Source organism: Clostridioides sp. ZZV14-6150, assembly GCF_020657875.1.
Classification (GTDB): Bacteria; Bacillota; Clostridia; order Peptostreptococcales; family Peptostreptococcaceae; genus Clostridioides.
On sequence record NZ_JAGWDA010000010.1, the window covers coordinates 128,832 to 149,594 of the forward strand.

Consider the following 20,763-nt stretch of genomic DNA (forward strand, 5'->3'; position numbering starts at 1 on the left):
CTATCATCTCAAAATATTTAAATTCTTTTTAAAATAATTATTAATTTTGATGTAGAAATTATTTAAAATATTATCAAACTAATTTACAGCTTCTTTTCCTATCAAATCTTTTAATTCTTCATGAGTCATAGTTTCTTTTTCAAATAGGAATTTAGAAACAGAATGTAAATCTTCAAGGTTATCCTTTAACATCTCTAAAGTTTCTTTATAACAACTTTCAACTATACGATTAGCTTCCTTTTGAACTTTATCACATAAGAAAGTCTTATCATTTCCATCAATAGTCATAAATCCTAAGTTACTCATACCATACTCACAAACCATTTGGTTAGCTATCTCAGTGACTTTCTTTAAGTCATCCTTTGCTCCTGTAGATTTATGATTAAATATTAGTTCTTCTGATGCTTTCCCAGCAAGTAATATTTTTATTTTTCCAACCAATTCATCTCTAGTATAAATATATCTATCTTCATCAGGTAATTGAAGAACATAACCTAATGCTTGTCCTCTAGGTATTATAGATATTTTTTGTATAGGACAAATTCCAACTATATCACTTACAAGAGCATGTCCAGCTTCATGATAAGCTACTATCTTTTTCTCTTTTTCAACTAATGAAGAGTTTTTGGATTCTAATCCTGCAATAACTCTTTCAAGTGCTTTGTCGAAGTGTTCTGCTGTAATATATTCACTGTCATCTCTAACTGCAAATATAGCTGCTTCATTTGCTATATTTGAAAGATGGGCTCCGTTGAAACCGTGAGTTTTTTTAGCTAAAAGTTCTAGATTTACAGATTTGTCTATAGGCTTGTCATCTGTATGTACCTTTAGAATTTCAAATCTAGTGTGATAATTTGGTGCACCTATATGAATGTGTCTGTCAAATCTTCCTGGTCTAAGTAAAGCTTCATCTAATAAGTCAAGTCTATTGGTAGCACCTATTATTAATACATTGGAGTCTTTATTAAATCCATCCATTTCAACTAAAAGTTGGTTTAACGTTTGGTCTTTTTCATTGTTGCTTTCAAGATGTCTTTTTGCTCCTACAGCATCTATTTCGTCTATAAATATTATACTTGGAGCTTCTTTTCTAGCTTTTTCAAATAGAGTTCTTACTCTTTTTGCTCCTACACCTACATATTTTTCAACGAACTCAGAACCTGTAACATTGAAAAATGATGAGTTTGTTTCACCAGCTACAGCAGATGCAAGTAATGTTTTTCCTGTCCCTGGAGGACCATAAAATAATACGCCTTTAGGTATTTTTGCACCCATTTTTTGATATTTTTGTGGAGACTTCATAAAATCAACTATTTCAAATAGTTCTTCTTTTACTTCGTCTAATCCAGCTACATCTCTAAATGTAGTTTTTGGTTTTGTAGAAAGCGAATCATCTGTTTGATTTTCTCTTTCCATTTTTGTCTGTGCAAAGACAGGAACTGGATTGTTAATTTTTTTAAAAAAGTTGTTTAGCATTTTCATATTCACACCTCAGGTAATTAATTATTGTTAATCAATTTTATATTTTCCATATTTACTATATTTTATTATTTATTTTTTATGGAAAAAATATACATGTAATCTAAATAAAAATAAATTCATAAATTTAACTGGAAAAAGTCATTTATGAATATGTGCAAATTACCTTTATATACTAAAAAAATATGACAAATCAAGATAAAATTGAAATGATGAAAAATCTATAATATGGATATTAAAGGATGTAAAGTAAAGTATTCAGTATAAAATTGGCTAAAGAAGTGTTTTTAAGTATTTATTATATAGAGTGATAGGGTAATAAAAGATTTTAAAGTTGAAGTTTGAATTTTTTAAATTAAATTTTGGAAAATGAGGGCAAAATAAATGGTACGAGCATATAATAAGTATTAGGAAGAAGAAATTAAATACAAATAATATGTAGTTTATAATAAATATGTGCAATTTTAAATAAAAAAGCAGTTAAGTTAGTAAAAATTTATTAAACTTAAAAAAATAGTTGCAAAAAATTTGATAAAATGATATAGTGGATAGGGTAAGAATAAAACAAAGAAGAAGTCCGCTTCTCACCTTACGCCGAGGGTTAGTAAGGTAAATATAAGTTAAAGCTTAGTAGTAATTTAAGCTTGTTTAAATTTGGTAACTTATATTGCGGATGATTATGTCATCCGCTTTTTATTTTATATTTTATAAAAAATTTGGAGGTGTCCTACAATTAGCAAAGAATTAGCAATCAATGAACAAATAAAAGACAAGGAAATAAGAGTCCTTTCACCTACAGGTGAACAACTTGGAGTAATGCCTACTAAAGAAGCTCAAGCAATGGCTACTAGTAAAAACTTAGATTTGGTTCAAATCTCGCCAAATGCAAATCCACCAGTGTGTAAGATAATGGATTATGGAAAGTTTAGATATGAGCAAGCGAGAAAAGACAAAGAAGCTAAGAAAAAACAAAAGACTATAGTTGTAAAAGAAGTAAGACTTAGACCAGGTATTGAACAAAATGATTTAAATACGAAAGCTAATAATGCTATAAAATTCCTTAAAAAAGGGGATAAAGTCAAAGTCGAACTTAGATTTAGAGGTAGAGAACTAGGACATAAGGATATAGGAAGAGAAGTTATGTTAAAGTTTTTAGATATAATAAAAGAGTTTGGAGAACCAACAAAAGCCCCTGCATTTGAGGGTAATAATATGGTTGTAATTATAGATCCAAAAAAATAGATGATTAACTGAGAGGAGGAATTTGTCATGCCTAAAATGAAAACTCATAGAGGTGCAGCAAAGAGATTAAAGAAAACAGGAACAGGAAAGTTAAAGAGAGCTAAAGCTTATAAAAAACATATATTAACTAAAAAATCTGCAAAAACTAAGATGAACTTAAGAAAATCAACTCTAGTAAGTGATGGAGATGCTAAGAGAATAGCACAATTATTACCATACTAGGATAGGATACGGATTATAAATAATAACTATAGAAGAGGGATATAAAAGGAGGTCATAACGATGGCAAGAGTTAAAAAAGCTATGAACGCTCGTAAGAAGCATAAAAAAATATTAAAACTTGCAAAAGGATTCAGAGGAGCTAGAAGCAAATTATATAGACCAGCAAATACATTCGTAATGAAGGCATTAAAAAATGCTTATATAGGAAGAAAGTTAAAGAAAAGAGACTTCAGAAAACTTTGGATACAAAGAATAAATGCAGCAGCTAGAATGAATGGAATATCTTATTCAAGATTAATGAATGGATTAAAATTATCTGGTGTTGAAGTTAACAGAAAAATGTTATCTGAAATGGCTATACAAGATCCAGATGGATTTGCTAAATTAGCAGAAGTTGCTAAAGCAAAATTAGCTTAGTATTAAATCATGAGATATAAAGTCTTTGAATTATGTAAATAATTCAAGGGCTTTTTTTATTTTTTGAGTATTATTTGTTTGTATAAAATTTTTAATAGACTTGATTAAATATTATCAACATGATAATATTATCTTAATGATAATAATGGGGAGGTAGTATAATATGAATGAAAAACTTATGGATTGCTTTATAAATCCAGTTAAGTGCAGGTTGTTACTTGAGATTTATTCAAATAAGCAAACTACAGCAAAGCAATTAGGAGAGAAGTTTAAGGATATATCACAAGCCACACTTTATCGTTATCTTGATAAAATGTTAAAGGATAATATTATAAAGGTAATTGAAGAAAATAAAATAAGAGGAACTGTTGAAAAAGTATATGCTGTTAAGTCAGATATTGATGATGATGCAAAAAAAATGATAAATGAAAACTCAGCAGAAGCATATGTACAGCTGTTTACTCAATATATGATGGTATTTATGAAGGAGTTTTATGATTACGCTAAAAGAGAAGAAAAAGATATTTTAAAAGATGGTTCTGGTTTTTCTGTCTTTCCAGTATATGCTAATCTAGAAGAAATAACTGAAGTAACTAGAAAGATTGCTGATATACTAGAACCTTTAAAAAATAACCCATCAAGAGAAGGGCGTAAAATACATTCTATAGGATTGATAATTGCACCTCCTAAAGAAGAGGAAAAATAAGATAAAATTATTGAAGTGCAGTGTAAACAATATACAAACTAGTATCATTAAATAAAATATTGAAGATAGTGCTAAAATAAAGATAGCAATTTGATTTCTATATCAAACTGCTATCTTTATTTTAGCATGTTAAACTTTACATAAGTGATAAGTGATAAGTGATAAGTGATAAGTGATAAGTGATAAGTGATAAGTGATAAGTGATAAGTGATAAGTGATGTTTTTATGTTAATTTATATGAGGAATTAATATAATGTGAAAGATGCTATATTTAAGGCTATAATAAAATGTAAGTATATTCATAGTAACATAAGACTTTTATTTTAATTGAAATTTTGGCTGTTAGGCAAGATATAACTATATTTTTAATAAAAGATAAAGTTGTACTTTAAATAATAAATAAAGCTATTTATAACCAAAAAAATAAGTTTTGTGGGTATATATTGAAATGTATATCAAGCTGACATGTAAAGTGATATTATATATTTAAGGAAAAAATTACAATATATATAGGCATATATTTAAAGCAAAGGGGTTGAAACATATGAGATTGATTACACGTTCTGATTTTGATGGATTAGTTTGTGGTGCATTATTAAGAGAAGCAGGTATTATTGATAATTGGAAATTTGCTCATCCTAAAGACTTACAAGATGGGTTGGTTGAGGTGACAGAAGATGATTGTCTTGCCAATGTACCATTTGTAGAAGGGGGTGGTCTTTGGTTTGACCATCATTCTAGTGAATTTGAGAGAAATGAACTTAAAGGAAGGTATAAAGGATAAAGTCGCATTGCTCCTTCTTGTGCAAGAATTATTCATGAGTACTATGGTAAAAATGAAAGATTTTCTCATTTTAATGAAATGCTAGAAGCAGTAGACAAAGTTGATTCTGGAAATCTTACTATAGAAGAGGTACAAAATCCAACTGGATGGATTTTAATTGGTTATCTTATGGACCCAAGAACAGGGTTGGGGCGTTGGAGAAACTTTACTATATCTAACTATCAATTGATGGAAAAGTTAATTGATGCATGTAGAACTTTAGATACAGAAGAAATTTTAAATCTGTCAGATGTAAAGGAACGTATAGAAGTTTATTTTGAGCAGACAAATAAATTTAAAGAAATGGTTGCTAAATACACACGTACAGAAGGAGATGTTATTATTTCTGATTTACGTGGAGTAGAGCCAATTTATACAGGTAATCGTTTCATGATTTACAGTATGTATCCAGAACAAAATATTTCTGCCTGGATTGTAAATGGAAAAGGTGGAAAAGGGTGTTCTGTAGCTGTAGGATACAGTATTTTAAATAGAACTTCAAATATTGATGTTGGTAGTCTAATGCTTAAGTATGGCGGTGGAGGTCACAAAGCTGTTGGGACTTGCCAATTTAATGATGAACAAATAGACGAGCTACTTCCAATGTTACTTGATGAACTTGTAAATCCTAAGAAGTAATGGTCTAATTTATAAATTGTATAAATAAAACAGAATTTCATTGTACCTTTTAGCATAAGAAAGTGAAGTGGTACAATGAGGTTCTTATCAGTATGCATATTGAGACATATCACTTTTACAACCATTCTAGTTACTTAACTGTTCAAATGAGATTTTATACTCGATTTTCTCCATATATTTTAATATTGCTACAATCTCATCATATCTATTTGTATTAAATAAAAGTTTATTATATGAAGTATACATTTAAAGTTTTCTAATAGTATATTTAAATATCTTATTAAGGATGTTTAAATACAATGACATAAGAAATGAAATGTATATCTTTAAATATGAATATCTTTAAAGATAATAATCTATTAAACCAATGAATGTTGCTCATAGTTCTATAACCTGCTATAGTTTAAAATAAAGCATGATATTAAATTTTATTATAATCTAAAAATTTGCGAGGGGGGCTTTTATGAAAATAAAATTTATTATAATGGTATTGATAGTGTTTTTAGTGGGATTACTTGTGGCATGTCAAAGTACAAAAGATACAAAAGATACAGTATCAGATACAGAAGTAAAAATATTAGGAACAGGTGATTTACATTCAGTTGTGACAGATTCTCTAGTTTCATATGTAAATGAAGAAAGAGCAAAGAATGAAAATCTACTTATGGTAGATGCAGGAGATTTTTTTGGTGAACAAAGTAAAGAAATGTGGGAATGGACTTCTGGAAAAAAACTAGTTAATATTAGAGAGAGTGGTATAGCAGAATATGAAGACACAGTTAAAAATAGCCAAGATGAAGTACCTATAGTTAAAGACATGATACCATTAAAATATGATGCTGTGGTACTTGGAGATAATGAATTTATTTCAAATGATAAGCCAGGTCTTGATAAATTAGTTTCTGATTTTAAAAATAATAATATACCAGTAGTATCAGCAAATATATATGAACAATCTGGAAAAAACTACATACAACCATATGTGATAAAAAATGTTAAGACAGATAAGGGCGATGTAAAAGTTGGAATACTAGGTCTTACTATAAAAGAAGTAGGGAAAAGTTCAGGATTTGAAGATGTTGAAAAAGAAACTAAATCAAGAGAACTTGGAGAGCAACCTGAGTATAAAGGCAAATTATATGCAAATGATTTAGTAGAAGATGCAAAGAAATGGGTAAAAGTGATGAAGAAAGAAAAACCAGATATAATAGTTGCAGTTGTACATTCAGGGGAAGAATCTAAGAGTTCTGATAATACAGGAAATAGAATAAAAGAGCTAGTAACTACAGTAGAAGGAATAGATGCAGTTATAGCTGGTCATACTGATAAAAAAATAAAGCAACATACATATAAAAATAAATCTGGCAAGGAAGTAATTGTCACACAACCAGGTTCACATTCAGATAGTGTGTCAGAGATTAACTTTAAATTAAATAAGAAGAATGGTAAATGGGATATAAAGGAAAAGACTAGCAAATTAAAAATAATTGATAAAGAAATAAATATACTTGCTACTGCAGATTTACATTCACATTTTTCTGATAAATTAGAAGTCAGCCTTGTTAATGAACAAAGTAGCCACATTGAACCTGTTGTAGTAGATGCAGGAGACTTTTTAGACCCTCAAACAGATGAAATGACTGAATGGTATAAAGAATGGCAAGCTATAAGAGATAATAATACGGACACAGAGATTAGTAGATGTCCAATGGTCATAGCTATGAAGAATGGAATGTATGATGCAGTAGTACTTGGAAATCATGAATTTGTATCTGAAAAAGATGAGTTTTGGTCAGATGAGCGTCTTTTAGATGCCGTTGTAGAGGATTTTGAGCAGTTGGCGATTCCTGTATTATCAGCAAATGTATATAAACAGTCTGGACAAAACTATGTTAAACCATATGTCATACAAGATGTGGAAACAAATGAAGGCAATGTAAAAGTTGGAATATTGGGTCTTACAATAAAAGAGGTAGGTAAAGGTCTTGAAAATGTAAATTTACAAGAGCAATTTCAATATAAAGATAAATTGTATGCAAATGATTTAGTAGAAGATGCAAAGAAGTGGGTAAAAGTGATGAAAGAAGAAAATCCAGATATAATAGTTGCAGTTGTACATTCAGGAGAAGAACCTAAAAATCCTAAGCATCCAGGAAATAGAGTAAAAGAATTAGCAACTACAGTAGATGGGATTGATGCTATTGTTGCTAGTCATACTCATGAAAAGATAGATGAACATGACTATAAAAATAAGTCTGGAGGTAAAGTTATAGTGACACAACCAGGTGAACATGGTAAATATTATTCTAAAATTACTTTTAAAGTGAAAAAAGAAAAGGGTTCATGGGTTATTAATGATAAATTTAGTAAAACAATTGAGGTTAAATAATTTTATAAAGTTTATAGATAATATATAAGGTTTATAAATAATATAAGGTATTTAATATTAGTATGATAGATAAGATGAGTATATAAGACTATTTCCATATTCCATATAGTAAAATATTGTGAGTATACTATATTAAACCTACTTGAAGATTTGAGTATATTAGAGTAAGTCTTGTTTTGAAACTAAAAAATATAAAGAACTATACGTAGATTTATTTAAAAAGGAATTTACATATAGTTTTTTTCGTATAATAAACAGTAACAAACTTAGATAGTAAAGATAAGGTATAAGAGTAAATTTTATTATCATCAAAAAAATCAAGGGGGAAGCTTTTATGAAAATAAAATTTATTATAGTTACATCAATAATAGTTCTAATAATATTATTAGTGGGATGTGAAAGCACTAAAGATATAGAAATCAATGTACTTGGGACAAGTGACTTACATTCAATAGTCCCAGAAAACCTAGTTTCTTATGTGAAAGAAGAGAGAAAATACGATGAAAACTTGCTAATGGTTGATGCAGGCGATTTTTTTGACATACAAAGTATTGATATGAATGGATGGTCTACTGGTCAAAAACTAGTACGATTTAATGATGGTATGCCAGAGTTTAAAAAAATAGCTGAGCCACGTGAAGGAGAAGTTCCTATAGCTAAAGAAATGGCAAAATTAAAATATGATGCAGTTACATTTGGAAATCATGAGTTCGTTTCTAATGATAAGCAAGGTCTTGATAGGTTAGTTTCTGATTTTAGAAATAATAACATACCATTGGTGTCTGCAAATATATATGAACAATCTGGAAAAAACTATGTAAAACCATACATAATGAAAGATGTCAAAACAGAAAAAGGGAATGTAAAGGTAGGAATACTAGGGCTTACTATAAAAGAAGTAGGAGAACGTTCAAGATTTAAAAGCTTTGAGCAAGATAAAAAAGCTAGAGCACTTGAAGAACAAGCACAATATAAAGGTAAATTATATGCAAATGATTTGGTGGAAGATGCTAAAAAGTGGGTAAAGGTCATGGAAAAAGAAAGTCCAGATATAATCGTTGCCATTGTACATTCAGGTGAAGAGCCTAAAAATCCTAAAAACCCAGGAAATAGAATAAAGGAGCTGGCAACAACTGTAGAGGGAATAGATGCTATTGTAGCTGGTCATACGCATGAAAAGATAGAGCAACATACATTTAAAAATAAATCTGGTGAAGAAGTGGTAGTGACACAGCCTGGAGCTCATGGCGATAGTGTATCAAAGATTAACTTTAAGTTGGGTAAGAAGAATGATAAGTGGTTTATAAAAGATAAGCACAGTGAATTAAAGGTATTTGGAAAAGAAGTAAATATAATTACAACATCTGGTTTACATTCAAATTTTTCAGATGAAATGGCAGTTAGTTTATTTAATGAAAGATATAGAGCTGTACAGCCAATCTTTATTGATACTGGAGACTTCTTTGATGCAGATACAAAAGAAATGACTAGATGGTCTAAAGAATGGCAGTATAATACAAAAAAAGGTATTCATAAAAGAGTAAACGAATGGCCTATTGTTTATCTAGGTTATGATGCTGTAGTACTTGGTAGTCATGAACTTATATCTGAAAAAAATGATTTTGAAGAAAAAAAGTCTACATTGGATTCTATTATAGAAAATTTTGAGGAAATGAAAATTCCTGTTTTATCAGCTAATATATACGATGAGTCTGGAGAAAATTATGTAAAACCTTATATAATGCATAAAGTTGAAACTAAAGAAGGCGACATAAAGGTTGGAATATTGGGGCTTACTATAGATAAAGATGAAAAAAATATCAATAATTCAAGTTCAGAAAAAAATTCTAAAAAAACAAATAGATTATATACCAATGACTTAGTGAAGGATGCAAATGAGTGGGTAAAGGTTATGCAAAAAGAAAATCCAGATGTAATTGTTACAGTTGTACATTCAGATAGTAATAATATAAATTTAAAAAATCCAAGTAGCGAGATAAAAAAACTTGCTACTACAGTAGATGGAATAGATGCTATTGTAGTTGGGCATACAAAAAATAAGATAAAAGAACGTAGCTATAAGAATAAGTCTGGAAATAAAGTTATAGTGACACAATCTAGTGAAGATGGAGAGTATTATTCAAAAATAAGTCTCGAATTAAGAAAAGAAAATGGTACATGGAATATTATCAATAAATATAGTAAGGCAATAAAAATGAAGTAGAGCAATAAAGATTAAGTGAGACAATAAAGATGAATTAATACAATAAAGATGAATTGATACATAAGTAAACTAATAAAGTAGTAAATCAATAAAAATAAATTGAATTTATACCATAATTATACAATTAGGTACATTGTAATATTAGATTTATTAGTAAAAATATGTTTATATAAAAATATGTCTCGATACAGTTAAAATACTAAAGAATAGTATATTGAAATAAAAGAGAAGAACCTTTATATTTGAGGTTCTTCTTTCTTATTTTTATTTACAAACAAGTAAAATTATCTATAAAGAATCGAATGTATTTTTCCTTTACATTTTTTTGATATGCAATACCATACTCGATGATAGCTTCTTCAATGATTGGACGAATAATAAAACCATCACTTTCTGTTGGTATGCAATGTTCAGGTAATATTGCTATACCATATCCACAATTTGCAAGAAGTATACTTGCTTGGTCATTTTCACATACAATATTAAAATGGTTTTGAGAATGTAATGCTATTTTTTCCTGCAATATGTTTCCATGTTGAAATGGTATAAACTTAGGATTTAATATAATTAAGCAATTTGTCTTTAAATCATCAAAAGTCAGACTATCTTTTTCAGCAAGGATAGATTGTGAGGACATAATAGCATAATTTTTAGTATTCTTTAATTTCTTAAAAGTGCATTCTTTCATATCTCTAATCATTTCTCTTGTTGAAAGCATAATGTCTAAATGTTTATTATTGAATAAATTTTTAAGCTTAAAATAATCCTCCATAAATATTAAAGGGTACACCTGTGGAAAGGCAATTCGTAAGTCTGACAATATACCTTGTAATTTATTGAGTTCAGCATGACTAGAACATCCAATACGCAAAAAAGAAGTATTCTGAGAAGTAGCTTTTGCTATCCTTTTATGTGATACCTCTATTTTGTTGAGTATGTCTTTGGCATCACTGTAAAACATATTTCCCATTTCTGTCAATCGAACCATTTTTGAATTTCGTATAAATAATTTCGCTCCTAATTCTTCTTCTAGATTTTTGATATGGTGAGTAACTGTAGGAGTAGATAAAAAAAGTTCTTCTGCTGCTTTTGTGAAATTTAACTTGTCAGCAACACATACGAAACATTCTAATTGTTGAGTATTCATAAAGCACCTTCTTTCCATATCAAAAGTATAATTGTAAGATGAGATAATTTCAATATAATATTAGATTTTATCTAATGTTATTAAGGTTTTTGAAATTCTCATTCAACACAGATAATGATAAAATTTTAAATATTAGGCATCTGAGTATATTCATTTCTATACAGAATAAATAAAAGTTAGGTAAGAAAATTATAGATAATTAAAGTTGTCTGATAAAACTTAGAGTAAATCAACATCTTAAAAATTAGTTAGAAAAGGAGATAGAATATGATTAAAAAATTAGCTTGTTCCATTAAAGAGTATAAAAAAGCTTCCATACTAACATCAGTATTTGTTGTATTAGAAGTCTTAATGGAAATTTTAATTCCTATGATTATGGCAGAAATGATTGATGTAGGAATCAGTGGAAACAATACACAGACCCTAGTGCAACTTGGTACCATTTTGATTGTTTGTGTATTTTTAGGATTATGTTTTGGAATACTGTCTGGAAGTTTTTGTGCTACTGCATCTGCTGGGTTTGCACAAAATTTAAGGAAGGATATGTATTACAAAATACAAGGCTATTCTTTTGCTAATATTGATAAGTTTTCAACTTCCAGTATTGTAACAAGATTAACCACAGATGTAACAAATGTCCAAAATGCTTATATGATGATTATTCGTGTGGCTGTACGTGCTCCACTTATGCTTGTATTTTCATTGATTGCTGCATTTATGGTTAATGCGAGTTTATCCTTTATATTTTTAATTGCAATCCCAATTCTTGGAGTTGGTTTATATTTAATTGTAAGTCGTTCCCATCCATATTTTGAAAGAGTGTTTAATATTTATGATGACTTAAATGGAGTTGTGCAAGAGAATCTCACAGGTATACGAGTAGTTAAATCTTTTGTAAGAGAAAAATTTGAAGTCAAGAAATTTAAACATGTTTCAGAGAAAATATACAAGACATTTGGAAAGGCTGAAGGAATTGTTGCTTATAATATGCCATTAATGCAGTTTTCTATGTATTGCTGTACACTACTACTTTGTTGGTTTGGTTCAAAAATGATAGTTTCAAGCAATGCAACTACAATGACTACAGGAGAACTTTCCAGCTTAATTACATATGCCATGAATATTCTTAATTGTCTTATGATGTTATCTATGGTTATGGTTATGATTAATATGGCAAGAGCTTCCTGTGAACGAATTATAGAAATAGTAGATGAAGAAAGTTCATTAAAAAACGGTGATACTCCTGTATATCATATGGAAAATGGAGAAATAAGTTTTGATAATGTATGTTTCAGTTATGTAGATGATAAAGAAAAAGAATGTCTAAAAAATATTTCATTTCATATAGAAACTGGTTCAACATTGGGGATTATAGGTGGGACTGGAAGTGGAAAGAGTTCACTAGTTCAATTAATACCACGTCTTTATGATGTGACAGAGGGAAAAATTACAATAGGAGGCGTAAATGTAAAAGACTATGATTTATTTACACTTCGTAATGAAGTAGCAATGGTTCTTCAAAAAAATGAGCTATTTTCTGGAACAATTAAAGAAAATCTACTTTGGGGAAATAAATATGCTAGTGAAGAAGAAATGATACATGCTTGTAAATTGGCACAGGCAAATTCTTTTATTGAAACATTTCCAGATAAATACGACACATATATTGAACAGGGAGGGACAAATGTTTCTGGTGGTCAAAAGCAAAGACTATGTATTGCAAGAGCCTTGCTAAAAAAACCAAAAATTTTAATACTTGATGATTCTACAAGTGCAGTAGATACAAAAACTGATTCAATGATTAGAAAGTCATTCAGTGAAGAAATACCAGACACTACAAAAATTATTATTGCACAGCGTATTTCTTCAGTGGAAGATGCTGATTATATTATCGTTATGGAAGGCAGTAAAATCAATGGGTATGGTACACATGAGGAATTGCTAAAAACAAATGTAATATATAGGGAAATCTATGATTCACAAACGAAGGGAGATGACAAGTAATGGAAACAAAGGTATTTAGCGTATGGAAACGACTGTTATCTTATATTGTAGGGCGACATAAACTTTTGTTTAGCACAGTTGTCGTATGTATTCTTTTTAGCTCTTGTACTATTGTCATAAGTTCTTTGTTTTTGCAAACATTGATTGATGATTATATAACTCCACTTTTGCTTGAAGATAATCCATCTTTTAGTGGCTTATTATATACAATTATTTTAATGGCATGTATTTATATCTTAGGTGTTGTCGCAACATTCCTCTATAATCGAATTATGGTAAAGATTTCTCAAGGAACTTTGAAAGAAATTAGAGATGACATGTTTGTACATATGCAAAAACTTCCTATTTGTTATTTTGATACTCATACACATGGAGATATTATGAGCCATTATACCAATGATACAGACACATTGCGTCAGTTTATTTCACAGGCATTACCACAATTTATTTCGGCTATTATTACAGTAGTTGTTATATTGATTTCTATGCTTATAAGTAATGTACCTTTGACGCTTTTAGTTTTAGTAGTTACAGTCATCATGAGCATAGTTACTAAACAAATTGGTGGTGCAAGTGCAAAGTATTTCATAAAGCAACAAGAGACATTAGGAAATATTACAGGATATATTGAAGAAATGATAAATGGTCAAAAAGTCATTAAGGTATTCTGCCATGAAGAAGATGCAAAACAACAATTTGATAAAAAGAATAAAGATTTATGTTTAGATTCTACACAAGCAAATAAATATGGTAATATACTTATGCCAACTATTATGCAACTTGGAAATCTGCAATACGTGTTAATTGCTCTTTTTGGAGGACTTATGGCATTGTATAGTGTAGGCTCTATTACAGTTGGAATGATTGTCGCTTTCTTGAGTTTGTCGAAAACATTTTGTATGCCTGTCTCACAAATTGCACAGCAAATTAGTATGATGGCTATGGCGTTGGCAGGAGCAGAACGTATATTTGAATTGATTGACGAAGAGCCTGAGCAAGATAATGGATATGTTACATTAGTACATGCTAGATTCAATAATGGGGAAGTAATCGAAACAACTGATAATACAGGAATATGGGCATGGAAACATCCTCATCATGATGGTACAATAACATATACTCCTTTAAAAGGTGATATTCAGTTCTTTGATGTGGATTTTGGATATACAGAAAAGAAATTAGTATTACACAACATAGTTTTGGAAGCAACAGCAGGAGAAAAAGTAGCATTTGTCGGTGCGACTGGAGCTGGAAAAACTACCATAACAAACTTGATTAACCGTTTTTATGATTTAGCAGATGGAAAAATTAGATATGATGGTATCAATATCAACAAAATTAAAAAGACAGATTTACGTAATTCCTTGGGAATTGTATTGCAAGATGTCAACTTATTTACAGGAACAATTATGGATAATATCCGATATGGTAAAATGGATTCTACAGATAATGAATGTATTGAGGCTGCTAAATTGTCAAATGCACATGACTTTATTACTAGATTGCCAAATGGATATCAGACTATATTGACACAAAATGGTGCCAGTCTTTCACAAGGTCAACGACAATTAATCTCGATTGCCCGTGCAGCAGTTGCAAATCCACCAGTAATGATTCTTGATGAAGCTACATCTTCTATTGATACACGTACAGAAACACTGGTACAGAAAGGTATGGATAATCTTATGAAGGGTAGAACTGTTTTTGTAATAGCACATAGATTGTCTACTGTTAGAAACTCAGATGCAATTATAGTTCTTGAACAGGGACGTATAATAGAGAGAGGTACTCATGATGAGTTAATAAATAAAAAAGGAGTTTATTATAGTCTTTATACAGGGGCATTTGAGTTGGAATAGAAATTATAGGTTATAAATTTTTATATAATATATAAATAAAGCAAGGCACTTTAACATAATATGAGTGCTTTGCTTTGTTATTTTATACATGTAATTGTCTGTTATTTTTTATAAGTTTTATTTTTAATATTTTTCTACATACTTTTATTATCATATATACTTATTAGATAAATTTAATTCCATATATTGGATATGTAAGCTATTATTTAAACATACTTATTATATGATATAATATTATAATATAATTAAATTAAAATATCTTAATAAAGAAGGAGATAAATATTTGTCATCTATACAACAGTCTATTAAAAAATACATGGAGACGTATTTAAATAAAAAATTAAACTTACAAGAAAGGCTTTTTTATCTTTTTTGTTTTGCTGGAGTTATTTGTTCATTTTTAGCTTTTGTTGCAGCTCTTTTTAGTAGCCTTCCTAGTATATCTATATGGGGAAGTTTTTCTTGCTTTTGTATCATGTCCATATTGGCAATCTATTCTCTTAAAACACAAGATATTGATAGAGGGTGTCTAGTAATTAATATAGGGCTTAATATATTCTTATTTCCAGTACTCTTTTTTATAAGTGGTGGAGTGGATAGTGGTATGATGCTTTATTTCTTGTTGGGAATATGTGTTATATCATTGACTCTTGATGGTCTTAAGAGAATAGTTATGATATTTGTATCTATATTTGTGTATTGTATATCTATATTTTTGGCATTTAATTACCCAAACTTAATTGTATCTATAGGCGAATCTCGTGCATCAGATACGATAAGTAGTTTTATTATAGTTTCATTGTTTTTATGTATAGTAATGATTGTGGTTTTACAAGAGTATTCTCATGAGCGTGATAAAGTATATAAATTGAACCAAAGACTTGAAAGGCAGGCAATTATAGATGATTTGACAAATTTGTATAATAGAAGATATTTAATACAATATATGTCCAATATATTAAAAAAGCCACTGCAAGAAAGAGTTATGTCCATTGTATTGTTTGATATAGATGATTTTAAAAAAATAAATGATAAATATGGTCATCTATGTGGAAATAATGTATTAATTCGATTTAGTGAGATTTTAATTGAAGAGGTTGGAAATGATGGGATTGTTTCAAGATACGGAGGAGAAGAGTTTATAGTTGTAATGACTAGCTTTACTAAATCTAAAGCAATTGAGGTAGCAGAGCGTATTCGCATACATGTTTCTAGTGATAAAAAATTATTTGATTTAGTAAACAAAATTACAGTCAGTGGTGGTGTAGAGGAGTACGTTGAAAATATGACTATTGAGAAGCTAGTAAAGGGAGCGGATACAAAGCTTTACATAGCTAAAAATAATGGAAAAAATAAGATTGTAAGTTAGAGAAAATTCGGTTCAATAGTGTCATCATGGTAGATGTATTTGACATAATGACACTATTGTTTTAGTTAATAATACTAAGCACTATTTGTATGTTTCCATTTCCTAATATTTCATCAAGTTTACTGGTATCTTCAATGTACCCCAGCTTAGTGTAGTTATATGAGGTTTGAAAATCTTTATAAAATAGTACCAAACAATCAGAGCCGTATAGCATAAAATCACCAGTCTTAATATTTTTTACAGATTCTGAACTTGATGGCAAATCTTTTGTAAAGTAATTATATTTTTCGTTTTTATTTAAATCTTTCATATCTAGTGTAAGTGGCATTTTTTCTAGTAGTGTTTGTACAGAGGCATTATTATAAAGTTTCAATACAAAGTCTTTATCTCCAATTTTAAGATTGGCAGTTATCATGTTATTTTTAGTTGATGTTATCACTTCTTTTTCTTTATAAGAAATAGGAGTTGCAGTTAAAGTATTATTTTTAGATTCTTGCTTAATTGTTTGTTGTGAGGCTGGAATATTTGTACAACCTAACAATGCAAAGCTATAAAGTGCAGTTAACATAAGGCTTATAATCTTTTTCATAGGCTTATACTGCCTTTCCCATTTGATATGCTTTACTTAATATATCTTTTACCCCTTTTAAAAACATATCTGCTAATATTTCAGAATTTCCATCTCTGCGAAAACTTGTAGATATAATTAAGACTTTTTTGTTCATTTATTTATTCCTCCTTAATTTTTTTTATAAACTTTGCCGGGACACCTCCCACCAACGTATTAGGTGACACATCTTTTGTTACAACAGCTCCAGCTGCTATGATTGCTCCATCTCCCACTTCTACACCAGGAGTTATTGTGACATTAGCACCGACCCAGACACTTTTCCCTATTTTAATAGGTTTTGGGTGCATAGTACTTCGTTTGCTTGGTGCAAAATCATGATTTAAAGTTGCCAATACTGCATTATGACCAATTAACGAATTGTCTCCAATAGTAATACCACCTTGGTCTTGAAATCGACATCCTGAATTTATAAAAACATTTCTACCTATTGTTATATTTTTTCCACAGTCAGTATAAAATGGAGGGAACATGTTGAATGTTTCATCTACATGTTTTCCTATTAACTCTGAAAACAATGTTCTAATTTCTTCTGGCTCATGATAATGATTGTTTAATTTAGAGGTAATTTTCATGGCTTCATTGCTGAGTTCACTCATAAATTTATGTAACTCTGAGCCCCCAACAACAGTAAGTCCTTGATTAACGTGTCTTAAAAATGTATTTAAGTTCAAGTTCATTTCACACATCCTTTCTGATTAACTGTAAGATTTTTTCAATACTTCTACACAATCCTCATGTGTCATTTCACAAGGATTTGCTGTAAATAAACCACCCATTGTTTCTCGTGCACTTTTTGCTATTAGATTAAAATCTCCTGGTGTAATTCCATAATCGGACATTTTTAAATCTGCAACGCCACAAGCTTCTTGTAATTTGCTAAGAGCTGTAATAAAATCTTCTGCTTTGTTAGCATCCTTCATTCCCAATGCCTGTGCCATGCGTACAAAGCGTTCATCACAAGCATGTTTCTCTATAAAAAATCCAAAGAAAGCTTTAGAAATCATAATCAAACCTGCACCATGAGGAAGTCTTGGGTAATAACCAGACATAGCCTGTTCTAAAGAATGCTGTGCTGTAGTGACACTGATTGTCATGACAATTCCTGCAATCGTATTTGCAAAAGCCATGTGTTCTCTTGCTTTCATATCACTACCATTTTTTACTGCATGTGCAAGATAGTTGCCTACATTTTCGATAGCAGTTAAAGCATACATATCGCTCATAACACTGGAAAAAGAAGATATATAGCTTTCCACAGCATGGAATAAGGTATCAAATCCTTGATAAGCAGTAAATTCAGGTGGTACAGATTTCATCAATTCTGGGTCAATTATAGACAAAACAGGGAATAAAGAGTCATAACCACCAACACCAATTTTCTCATGGGTTTCTTCATTTGTAACAACTCCCCATTGGTCAGCTTCACTACCTGTTCCAGCAGTGGTTGTAATACAAACAACTGGTAGTGGTTCATTTTGTAATGGTTGTGCTTTTCCAGTACCTCCATTTACATAATCCCATAAGTCACCATCATTTGTTACCATCATTGCAATTGCTTTTGAAGCGTCCATGACACTTCCACCACCTAAGGCAATAATAAAATCACATTCTGTTTCACGAGCACAGGAAGCCCCGTTCATGACAGAATTTTTATTAGGATTTGCGTCTATTTCACTGAATAACACAAACTCTACTCCTGCCATTTTTAACTGCTCTTCTGTTCGGGCAAGTGCACCATTTTCTTTAGTTGATTTTCCACTTGAAACAACAAGCAAGGCTTTTTCTCCAGGTAGTTTTTGTTGATGTAATTCATCTAAACGTCCATTTCCAAAGATAAAACGAGTTGGTATATACATATTAAAATTCATATTTTTTCCTCCTTTTTATGTCCTTTTCATGTTATTGTTCTTATTAAAATTTATATCATAGTTTCTATATGTTTATTATATTAACGAAATAATATAATAGCAAATACTTATAAAGAATACCTTCCCATAGTTGACAGGAATACTAGAGGAAACTACACTATAAATAGGAGGGATATACAAATGGAACTTAGAGTATTGAGATATTTTTTGGCAGTTGCAAAAGAGGAAAGTATTACAAGTGCAGCTCAATCACTTAATGTGACACAACCTACACTTTCAAAACAACTTATGGAACTTGAGGATGAACTTGGGAAAAAGTTGTTTTTGCGTGGCAACAGAAAAATCACACTTACAGAGGATGGCTTATTTTTACGTAAACGTGCGCAGGAAATAATTGATTTAGCAGATAAAACTACTTCAGATTTTAACAATGATTATGATGACATACGAGGAAATGTTTATATTGGTGGGGGAGAAACAGATGCTATGCGTTTTATTGCAAAAACTGTGAAAGAATTGCAGAAAGAATACCCTAATATACGCTATCATCTATTTAGTGGAAATGCTGATGATGTAACGGAAAGACTAGATAAAGGACTTTTAGACTTTGGAATTTTAATCGAACCTGCCAACATGGAAAAGTATGATTATATCAAACTTCCTGTTAATGATGTATGGGGGTTACTTATGAAAAAAGATTGTGAACTTGCTCAAAAGAAAATGATATGTGCAGAAGATTTGAAGGGAATTCCTATATTAACTTCACGTCAAACATTGGTTCAAAATGTAATTTCTGGTTGGTCTGGGCAAGATTTTCAAACATTTAATATAGTGGCAACTTATAATCTTGTCTACAATGCTTCTCTTATGGTAGATGAAGGGGCTGGATATGCTCTTTGCTTGGATAAGCTAATCAATACAACAGGTAATAGCAATCTTTGTTTTAGACCTTTAGAACCGAGATTAGAAGCACACTTAAATATTGTCTGGAAAAAGTATCAGGTTTTTTCTAAGGCAACTAAAAAGTTTTTAAATAAATTGCAAAGCGAAATTAATAATTTTGTATCAGAATAGAAAGATAGCTATTTAATTTATAATATTATTTATATGAAGGTGGTGAGATTTATGAAACGAGATTTATATGTAATGAGAGATAAAATAAAGCTTTTTTATCAAAGATAGGCGAAATACTCCATCCTCAACGTAAGTAGGGTGGAGATGTAAGCCTGTAATATAAATTAAAAGGAGGTGAAGAAATGATACAGATGAAAGCTTTTAAGTTTAGAATATATCCAAATCAAACTCAAAAAGAAATAATAGAAAAATCTTTTGGATGTTCAAGATTTGTGTATAATCATATGTTAGCACTTCAAAAAGAAAGATACGAAAAGGAAGGTAAATCACATTCAAAGTATGATTTAATTAAAAAACTTCCATCACTTAAAGAAGAATATGAATGGCTTAAAGAAGTTGATTCAACTAGTTTGCAAGCTACCATTGATGATTTAGATAGTGCATATAAAAACTTCTTTAGAGAATTTAAAAAGGGTAATAATCAAGGATTTCCAAAGTTCAAAAGTAAAAGAAATCCTAAAAGAAGTTTTGAAAGTAAGTGTGTAAATAATAATATAACTATTAAGGATAATCTAATTAAGCTACCAAAATTGAAATGGGTTAAGGCTAAAGTGACTCAAAATATAAATGGTAGAATATTAAATGCTACTGTATCAAAAACACCTACAAG

19 protein-coding genes and 1 other annotated feature are annotated in these 20,763 nt (G+C 29.8%); of the genes, 13 read left to right on the forward strand and 6 right to left on the reverse strand.

Annotation, left to right across the window (positions count from 1 at the left end; all coding sequences use genetic code 11):
- Positions 1 to 78: 78 nt before the first annotated feature.
- Positions 79 to 1,482 carry an ATP-dependent metallopeptidase FtsH/Yme1/Tma family protein gene (locus KGF41_RS13150; protein WP_227842703.1) on the reverse strand — a complete coding sequence of 468 codons (1,404 nt, stop codon included), beginning with the start codon at positions 1,480 to 1,482 and terminating at the stop codon, positions 79 to 81.
- Between the two features lie 558 nt (positions 1,483 to 2,040).
- Positions 2,041 to 2,183, forward strand: a sequence feature (ribosomal protein L20 leader region).
- A gap of 28 nt (positions 2,184 to 2,211) precedes the next feature.
- Here KGF41_RS13150 and infC point away from each other — a divergent pair.
- The 8 genes from infC to KGF41_RS13185 all read left to right on the forward strand — a co-directional run bounded on the left by infC (position 2,212) and on the right by KGF41_RS13185 (position 10,141).
- On the forward strand, positions 2,212 to 2,721 hold the full coding sequence (infC, locus tag KGF41_RS13155; protein WP_227828813.1) for a translation initiation factor IF-3: 510 nt from the start codon (positions 2,212 to 2,214) through the stop codon (positions 2,719 to 2,721).
- A 27-nt stretch (positions 2,722 to 2,748) separates the two neighbouring features.
- On the forward strand, positions 2,749 to 2,943 hold the full coding sequence (gene rpmI / locus KGF41_RS13160; RefSeq protein WP_003418222.1) for a 50S ribosomal protein L35: 195 nt from the start codon (positions 2,749 to 2,751) through the stop codon (positions 2,941 to 2,943).
- Between the two features lie 60 nt (positions 2,944 to 3,003).
- Positions 3,004 to 3,360: a 50S ribosomal protein L20 gene (gene rplT, locus KGF41_RS13165; protein ID WP_227828695.1), complete on the forward strand. Its 357-nt coding sequence runs from the start codon at positions 3,004 to 3,006 to the stop codon at positions 3,358 to 3,360.
- 163 nt (positions 3,361 to 3,523) lie between these two features.
- On the forward strand, positions 3,524 to 4,066 hold the full coding sequence (locus KGF41_RS13170) for a hypothetical protein (protein ID WP_227828694.1): 543 nt from the start codon (positions 3,524 to 3,526) through the stop codon (positions 4,064 to 4,066).
- A 544-nt stretch (positions 4,067 to 4,610) separates the two neighbouring features.
- A complete protein-coding gene (locus KGF41_RS21145) occupies positions 4,611 to 4,850 on the forward strand; it encodes a hypothetical protein (protein ID WP_413840951.1) in 240 nt (79 codons plus the stop codon).
- Between the two features lie 78 nt (positions 4,851 to 4,928).
- The gene (locus KGF41_RS13175) at positions 4,929 to 5,528 is read left to right on the forward strand and encodes a hypothetical protein (RefSeq protein ID WP_413840953.1); all 600 of its coding nucleotides are present in this window, start codon (positions 4,929 to 4,931) and stop codon (positions 5,526 to 5,528) included.
- A gap of 463 nt (positions 5,529 to 5,991) precedes the next feature.
- Positions 5,992 to 7,917 carry a metallophosphoesterase gene (locus tag KGF41_RS13180; RefSeq protein WP_227842702.1) on the forward strand — a complete coding sequence of 642 codons (1,926 nt, stop codon included), beginning with the start codon at positions 5,992 to 5,994 and terminating at the stop codon, positions 7,915 to 7,917.
- Between the two features lie 334 nt (positions 7,918 to 8,251).
- Positions 8,252 to 10,141: a metallophosphoesterase gene (locus KGF41_RS13185; RefSeq protein WP_227842701.1), complete on the forward strand. Its 1,890-nt coding sequence runs from the start codon at positions 8,252 to 8,254 to the stop codon at positions 10,139 to 10,141.
- 268 nt (positions 10,142 to 10,409) lie between these two features.
- On the opposite strand, the gene KGF41_RS13190 is transcribed toward KGF41_RS13185, so the two are convergent.
- Complete coding sequence (locus KGF41_RS13190) at positions 10,410 to 11,288, reverse strand: LysR family transcriptional regulator (protein WP_227842700.1); 879 nt, start codon at positions 11,286 to 11,288, stop codon at positions 10,410 to 10,412.
- A 267-nt stretch (positions 11,289 to 11,555) separates the two neighbouring features.
- On the opposite strand from KGF41_RS13190, the gene KGF41_RS13195 reads away from it, so the two are divergent.
- From KGF41_RS13195 to KGF41_RS13205, 3 genes are all read left to right on the forward strand, one after another.
- Entirely contained in the window at positions 11,556 to 13,292 is a 1,737-nt protein-coding gene (locus tag KGF41_RS13195; RefSeq protein ID WP_227842699.1) for an ABC transporter ATP-binding protein, read from the forward strand.
- Positions 13,292 to 15,151, forward strand: coding sequence for an ABC transporter ATP-binding protein (locus KGF41_RS13200; RefSeq protein ID WP_227856725.1), 1,860 nt, complete (start codon positions 13,292 to 13,294; stop codon positions 15,149 to 15,151). The genes KGF41_RS13195 and KGF41_RS13200 overlap by 1 nt, the downstream gene beginning before the upstream one ends.
- A gap of 484 nt (positions 15,152 to 15,635) precedes the next feature.
- The gene (locus KGF41_RS13205) at positions 15,636 to 16,520 is read left to right on the forward strand and encodes a GGDEF domain-containing protein (protein ID WP_227850466.1); all 885 of its coding nucleotides are present in this window, start codon (positions 15,636 to 15,638) and stop codon (positions 16,518 to 16,520) included.
- Between the two features lie 61 nt (positions 16,521 to 16,581).
- Here KGF41_RS13205 and KGF41_RS13210 read toward each other — a convergent pair whose 3' ends face one another.
- From KGF41_RS13210 to KGF41_RS13220, 4 genes are read right to left on the reverse strand one after another with little or no spacing between them, the layout of a single operon-like run.
- The gene (locus KGF41_RS13210; protein WP_227850465.1) at positions 16,582 to 17,109 is read right to left on the reverse strand and encodes a cyclophilin-like fold protein; all 528 of its coding nucleotides are present in this window, start codon (positions 17,107 to 17,109) and stop codon (positions 16,582 to 16,584) included.
- Between the two features lie 4 nt (positions 17,110 to 17,113).
- Positions 17,114 to 17,245, reverse strand: coding sequence for a hypothetical protein (locus tag KGF41_RS20910; RefSeq protein WP_255287815.1), 132 nt, complete (start codon positions 17,243 to 17,245; stop codon positions 17,114 to 17,116).
- Positions 17,246 to 17,249: 4 nt separating this feature from the next.
- Positions 17,250 to 17,822 (reverse strand): DapH/DapD/GlmU-related protein, encoded by a 573-nt coding sequence (locus KGF41_RS13215; protein ID WP_227850493.1) that lies wholly within the window; start codon positions 17,820 to 17,822, stop codon positions 17,250 to 17,252.
- Positions 17,823 to 17,846: 24 nt separating this feature from the next.
- The gene (locus KGF41_RS13220) at positions 17,847 to 19,019 is read right to left on the reverse strand and encodes an iron-containing alcohol dehydrogenase (RefSeq protein WP_227856726.1); all 1,173 of its coding nucleotides are present in this window, start codon (positions 19,017 to 19,019) and stop codon (positions 17,847 to 17,849) included.
- Positions 19,020 to 19,199: 180 nt separating this feature from the next.
- On the opposite strand from KGF41_RS13220, the gene KGF41_RS13225 reads away from it, so the two are divergent.
- Both KGF41_RS13225 and KGF41_RS13230 read left to right on the forward strand, forming a co-directional pair.
- Positions 19,200 to 20,093 (forward strand): LysR family transcriptional regulator, encoded by an 894-nt coding sequence (locus tag KGF41_RS13225; protein WP_227828685.1) that lies wholly within the window; start codon positions 19,200 to 19,202, stop codon positions 20,091 to 20,093.
- A 182-nt stretch (positions 20,094 to 20,275) separates the two neighbouring features.
- On the forward strand, positions 20,276 to 20,763 hold a 488-nt coding region (locus KGF41_RS13230; RefSeq protein ID WP_227856727.1), incomplete at its 3' end, for an RNA-guided endonuclease TnpB family protein.

Coding starts and splice junctions, on each gene's coding strand:
- KGF41_RS13150 (WP_227842703.1), bottom strand. CDS start 1,482: ATGAAAATGCTAAACAACTTTTTTAAAAAAATTAACAATCCAGTTCCT.
- rpmI (WP_003418222.1), top strand. CDS start 2,749: ATGCCTAAAATGAAAACTCATAGAGGTGCAGCAAAGAGATTAAAGAAA.
- rplT (WP_227828695.1), top strand. CDS start 3,004: ATGGCAAGAGTTAAAAAAGCTATGAACGCTCGTAAGAAGCATAAAAAA.
- KGF41_RS13170 (WP_227828694.1), top strand. CDS start 3,524: ATGAATGAAAAACTTATGGATTGCTTTATAAATCCAGTTAAGTGCAGG.
- KGF41_RS21145 (WP_413840951.1), top strand. CDS start 4,611: ATGAGATTGATTACACGTTCTGATTTTGATGGATTAGTTTGTGGTGCA.
- KGF41_RS13175 (WP_413840953.1), top strand. CDS start 4,929: ATGCTAGAAGCAGTAGACAAAGTTGATTCTGGAAATCTTACTATAGAA.
- KGF41_RS13180 (WP_227842702.1), top strand. CDS start 5,992: ATGAAAATAAAATTTATTATAATGGTATTGATAGTGTTTTTAGTGGGA.
- KGF41_RS13185 (WP_227842701.1), top strand. CDS start 8,252: ATGAAAATAAAATTTATTATAGTTACATCAATAATAGTTCTAATAATA.
- KGF41_RS13190 (WP_227842700.1), bottom strand. CDS start 11,288: ATGAATACTCAACAATTAGAATGTTTCGTATGTGTTGCTGACAAGTTA.
- KGF41_RS13195 (WP_227842699.1), top strand. CDS start 11,556: ATGATTAAAAAATTAGCTTGTTCCATTAAAGAGTATAAAAAAGCTTCC.
- KGF41_RS13200 (WP_227856725.1), top strand. CDS start 13,292: ATGGAAACAAAGGTATTTAGCGTATGGAAACGACTGTTATCTTATATT.
- KGF41_RS13210 (WP_227850465.1), bottom strand. CDS start 17,109: ATGAAAAAGATTATAAGCCTTATGTTAACTGCACTTTATAGCTTTGCA.
- KGF41_RS20910 (WP_255287815.1), bottom strand. CDS start 17,245: ATGAACAAAAAAGTCTTAATTATATCTACAAGTTTTCGCAGAGATGGA.
- KGF41_RS13220 (WP_227856726.1), bottom strand. CDS start 19,019: ATGAATTTTAATATGTATATACCAACTCGTTTTATCTTTGGAAATGGA.
- KGF41_RS13225 (WP_227828685.1), top strand. CDS start 19,200: ATGGAACTTAGAGTATTGAGATATTTTTTGGCAGTTGCAAAAGAGGAA.